3 protein-coding genes are annotated in these 2,688 nt (G+C 71.1%); all 3 read right to left on the reverse strand.

Features of this window, described 5'->3' with window-relative positions; all coding sequences use genetic code 11:
- Positions 1–116: 116 nt before the first annotated feature.
- On the reverse strand, positions 117–1,109 hold the full coding sequence (locus GA0115259_RS35910; RefSeq protein ID WP_093604599.1) for an AraC family transcriptional regulator: 993 nt from the start codon (positions 1,107–1,109) through the stop codon (positions 117–119).
- Between the two features lie 221 nt (positions 1,110–1,330).
- Positions 1,331–1,852, reverse strand: a complete 522-nt coding sequence (locus GA0115259_RS35915) for an anthrone oxygenase family protein (RefSeq protein WP_093604601.1) — start codon at positions 1,850–1,852, stop codon at positions 1,331–1,333.
- A 65-nt stretch (positions 1,853–1,917) separates the two neighbouring features.
- Positions 1,918–2,571 carry a hemerythrin domain-containing protein gene (locus GA0115259_RS35920; protein ID WP_093604603.1) on the reverse strand — a complete coding sequence of 218 codons (654 nt, stop codon included), beginning with the start codon at positions 2,569–2,571 and terminating at the stop codon, positions 1,918–1,920.
- Positions 2,572–2,688: the final 117 nt, after the last annotated feature.

Consider the following 2,688-nt stretch of genomic DNA (forward strand, 5'->3'; position numbering starts at 1 on the left):
GGAGGAGGTGCGTGTCCGGACACTGAAGCGTGATTTGTGCCGCACACGAAACCCGCACCCAAAAACCGGCCCCAGCCCAAACGCACCCCAGAACCACGCCCCCGGCCGGGAGGCGTTCAGCGGTCCAGGACCACCGTCTGCGTCGGCGCGCTCAGCCGTTGCAGCGGCTCGCCCTGGCCCCCCTTGCGGAACTCCTGCGGGCTCACCCCCCGTACCCGCTTGAACGCCGCGCTCAGCGCGAACGCGCCGCTGTAGCCCACCCGCCGCGCCACCGTCGCCACCGTCGCGTCCGGCTCGCGCAGCAGGTCCGCGGCGAGGGTGAGCCGCCAGCCCGTCAGATACGCCATCGGCGGCTCACCGACGAGCGTGGTGAAGTGGCGGGCGAGACCGGCGCGGGAGACTCCCACCGTGTCCGCGAGCGAGGCCACCGTCCAGGCCTTGCCGGGCTGTTCGTGCAGCAGCCGCAGCGCTGGGCCGACCACCGGGTCGCTCTGGGCGCGGTACCAGGCGGGCGCGCCCGACTCGGGCACCGCGAGCCAGGTGCGCAGCACGCTCACCAGCAGCAGGTCCAGCAGCCGGTCGAGGACCAGCTCCTGGCCGATCTCGTCCTTGCTGATCTCCTGGGCGAGGATCTGGACGAGCGGATTGTCGCCCGCCTCGGCGGGCCGTACCAGCAGTACGGGCAGGGCGGCGAGCAGCCGCCGGCCGATCTCGCTGGGCGCCTGGTAGGTGCCGCTGAGCATCACCGATGCGCCGGCCCTGCTGTCGTCGCCCCAGGTGCGTACGCCCAGCGCCATCGTCTCGGTGACGTCCTCGCCCTCGGTGGTGTTGCAGCGCTGCTCGGGTCCCACAACAATCTGTACGTCCGTCTCCGGCCGGTCGGAGATGGTGTACGCGTCGGGGCCGCGCACCACGGCGACATCGCCCGGGCGCAGTTGTACGGGATGTCCCTTGTCGGGGAGGACCCAGGCGTCTCCGCGCACCATGGTGACCACGGAGATCGGCGCCCGGTCCTCGACCCGGAGGGACCACGGAGGATTGAAGACCGACTTCAGCAGGAACGCGCCGCGGGCCTTCGGACCTTCGAGCAGACCTGTAAGTGTGTCCATGACATCACACCTTAGACGACCCCGTATGAATGGTCACCGGTTTCAACGGATCCGTCTCAGGCGGGGCGGGGGATCGAGGTGGTGCGCCCGCCCTCCCCGCGGGGGAACGATTGGGAGGACGGGCGCAGTTCGGGGCGGGCCGGACGGCCCGGGGCAGGGCAGATCGAGGGGCGGGTCAGGCTGAAAGACAGGTCAGGGGCGGGCTGAGGGGCGGGTCAGGGTCAGGACTGCGCGATCGCCGCCCTGTTGTGCAGGACCAGCGCACGCCCGAGGGCGGCGAGCGCCGCCGTACAGGCCACCGTGCGCGCGATGTTGGCCGAGGTCCACGGCCGCTCGAACCGGCCGCGCAGAGCACCGAAGTCGGGACTCGACGCCGGTGCGCCGGCACGGGCCAGCATGCGGTTGAGCGGGATGTTGACGCACATCGTGACGGCGACGGAGACGCCGTAGAGCACAAAGGCCGTCCGGGTCCAGCGCGCGGCGTCCGGCCGTCCCAGACGGCGCTGGAGGGCCGCGGCGACACCCGTGGCGAGGAACACTCCGACGAACAGCAGGCCGAACAGCGCGCTGTTGTCGAGGACGCCGTTGATCTTCCGCATGACGGTCACATACGTCTGGTCGTCACGGCGTGCGAGGGCGGGCATGACTCCCACGTCGAAGCTGAAGTACAGCCCCGCCATCAGCCCGGTACCGATGGTGGCGGCGGTGAGCACGGGGCCGGCGGCTGCGGGAAGGGTCTCCATCGGGCTTCCTCATCCGGTTGTTGGCTGGGCTGGGCGGGGCTGGGCGGTCATGGCCGGTGCGGCTCTCAGGAGGGCCGCATCACTCCGGCGAGGGTCTTCTCGTACCGCCTGCGCAACACCGTATTGCCGATCAGCCGCACGGGCGGCGGAATCGTCGCGGCGACATGAGCCACCGACCACTTGTCCGCGCCGTCGAACATCCAGGGCTGGAGCTGCGTCATGACCTTGAACGGAGCGCTGGCGATCACCTTGCGCTCGACCGCCAGATACTCGTCCGGCACGAGCCGCGCGAAGACGGGGAAGGACACCGCCTCCTCGTCCCGCAGATGATCACGCAGGACGGAGTCGAAGCGGGTAGCGGCCAGACCGACGGCGGGCAGATCGCCGCCCGGCCGCAGCGCGGCCGTGACCGCCTCCATGGCCCGGTCGAGCACCACATGGTCGTCACCGAGCTGACGGGCCTGGGCGGAGAACTCCGGTGCTCTGCGCAGCAGTCCGGGCCACAGGACATTGTCCTCGCTGCGGTGGTGCCAGTCGATGATGTCGCGCAGCTGCTGCCACCACAGACCGGCCGCGCCGAGCCCGGCCTGGGTGAGCCGGGGCGCGGCGGCGAGCAGCCGCCTGGCGTCACGGCGCATCGCGATGTGCATCAGCGCGAACCCGTGGAAGTGAGCGGGCAGGGAAGCGAGTCCGAACTCGCTCGACATGGGGGTACTCATGGCCGCCTCCTCGTGGCTGACGCGTCATCGTTCCATGCGTCGTCGCTGGGGAATCGTCGGTGCTTGGCGCTCCCCCGCCCGGCGGGCCGGCCGCGGAGATCGTCCGCGGCCGGCACC

Source organism: Streptomyces sp. MnatMP-M17 (assembly GCF_900091995.1).
Classification (GTDB): Bacteria; Actinomycetota; Actinomycetes; order Streptomycetales; family Streptomycetaceae; genus Streptomyces.

Bases quoted from the DNA above. Each gene is read 5' to 3' on its own strand.
- GA0115259_RS35910 (WP_093604599.1), bottom strand. From the start codon at position 1,109: ATGGACACACTTACAGGTCTGCTCGAAGGTCCGAAGGCCCGCGGCGCG.
- GA0115259_RS35915 (WP_093604601.1), bottom strand. From the start codon at position 1,852: ATGGAGACCCTTCCCGCAGCCGCCGGCCCCGTGCTCACCGCCGCCACC.
- GA0115259_RS35920 (WP_093604603.1), bottom strand. From the start codon at position 2,571: ATGAGTACCCCCATGTCGAGCGAGTTCGGACTCGCTTCCCTGCCCGCT.